The organism is Paracoccus yeei ATCC BAA-599, from assembly GCF_000622145.1.
Taxonomy (GTDB): Bacteria; Pseudomonadota; Alphaproteobacteria; order Rhodobacterales; family Rhodobacteraceae; genus Paracoccus; species Paracoccus yeei.
This window is the reverse complement of the sequence record NZ_JHWH01000070.1, coordinates 1-1,302: the sequence shown is the minus strand read 5'-3', so window position 1 is coordinate 1,302 and position 1,302 is coordinate 1. Positions and strand designations below refer to the sequence as shown.

The following is a 1,302-nucleotide window of genomic DNA, read 5'->3' as shown; positions in this document are numbered from 1 at the left end:
GCGGACCGGGGGTTTGAAGGGGGCGGCACGCCCCCTCATCAGCGCGAGTGGTCAGGGCAAGGCGAAGCCTTGTCGTGGCCACGAGAGTATGCTGGCGAAGAGATTACAAGCAAGGGGATCGTGGTACTGTCAGGAAGGCTGCAGGTCCAGTTGGAGGGATGGCCAAGTGGTGCTACGTCTCATCATTATTCCCAAGCGCTTGGGTTTTTGCTAAGGTGCGCCATGCCGACTGTTCTTCGCCTCGATGGCTTGCGGGTGGTGATCTACCCTGCCGATCACCGCCCTGCTCATGTCCACGTTATCGGGGCCAAGGGAGAGGCCGTGTTCGTGCTGAACTGTCCTGATGGTCCACCAAGCCTGCGGGAAAGCTATGGCTTCTCGCGCCGCGAAGAACTGCGCATCCAGAAGGATCTGGCCGCGCACCTGTCCACCCTCTGCCCGCAATGGAGCGCCATCCATGGAGATTTCTGAGCAAGAGTTTCAGTCTGCCGTTCGCCAAGGCGAGGAGCTGCGCCGCAACGGCTATGCCGTCAGTGCCGAATATGACGCCCGCCAGAACTGCCTCGTGGTGGGCCTGAGCAGCGGCGTCACCATCATGGTCCCGGTGCATCTTGTGGAAGACCTGGCCGGGGCCGATCCGGACGATCTGGCCGAGATCGAGATCACCCCGTCGGGCCTTGGGCTGCATTGGCCCCGCCTGGACGCGGACGTCTACGTTCCTGGCTTCATGAAGGGCATCTATGGAACGCGCCGCTGGATGGCCGCGCTGCTTGGCGCGGAAGGGGGCAAGTCGTCCTCCCCTGCCAAGGCCGCGGCCGCACGGACGAATGGCGCCAAGGGCGGCAGGCCCCGCAAGCAGGCGTGAGAGCGCCACAGCGCGCTTCTAGGGTTCCTTCTAAGCCTTGGGCCTTGGTCTGCCCTTACAGGACGCCAGCGGCGTTCTCTCTGGCCCTCTGGCGCAGCCGTTTCACTTTCTTTTTCCCCAGCATGTCCCGACCGTGCAGCGCAACCAAACGGCCAATCTGCGCGTGCCGGTGCATCTAAGACTCTTAGGATATATGGATACGCTGGTGCATTTTGGCGGTTTCGGCCTTGCTGGGCTGAGAAAAACAGAAATTGACAGTTGTCCACCAGACAACTTAAGTTGTCCACCAGACAACTATCGAGGCGAGGGATGGGCAGGATTTCACTTCACGAACTACGGCGGATGGGGGTGTCTGCCGAAGACATCGAAACGGCCAAAGTCACGCAACTGGCGCAGCGTCGGACAGGCTCGCCTGTCCAGTCTATCGGCGTCATTGT

General features: G+C 61.4%; 3 protein-coding genes. All 3 read left to right on the top strand.

Annotation, left to right across the window (positions count from 1 at the left end; translation table 11 throughout):
- Positions 1-222: 222 nt before the first annotated feature.
- Complete coding sequence (locus BU28_RS25060) at positions 223-471, top strand: DUF4160 domain-containing protein (protein WP_081791460.1); 249 nt, start codon at positions 223-225, stop codon at positions 469-471.
- Complete coding sequence (locus BU28_RS0117645; protein WP_028720593.1) at positions 458-865, top strand: DUF2442 domain-containing protein; 408 nt, start codon at positions 458-460, stop codon at positions 863-865. Before BU28_RS25060 ends, BU28_RS0117645 begins: the two co-directional genes overlap by 14 nt.
- A gap of 37 nt (positions 866-902) precedes the next feature.
- Positions 903-1,302 (top strand): hypothetical protein (locus BU28_RS26155; RefSeq protein WP_211254167.1); only part of this gene is annotated, 400 nt, incomplete at its 3' end.

What these genes read in the sequence shown, in the direction of transcription:
- BU28_RS25060 (WP_081791460.1), top strand. Translation starts at nt 223, where the DNA reads ATGCCGACTGTTCTTCGCCTCGATGGCTTGCGGGTGGTGATCTACCCT.
- BU28_RS0117645 (WP_028720593.1), top strand. Translation starts at nt 458, where the DNA reads ATGGAGATTTCTGAGCAAGAGTTTCAGTCTGCCGTTCGCCAAGGCGAG.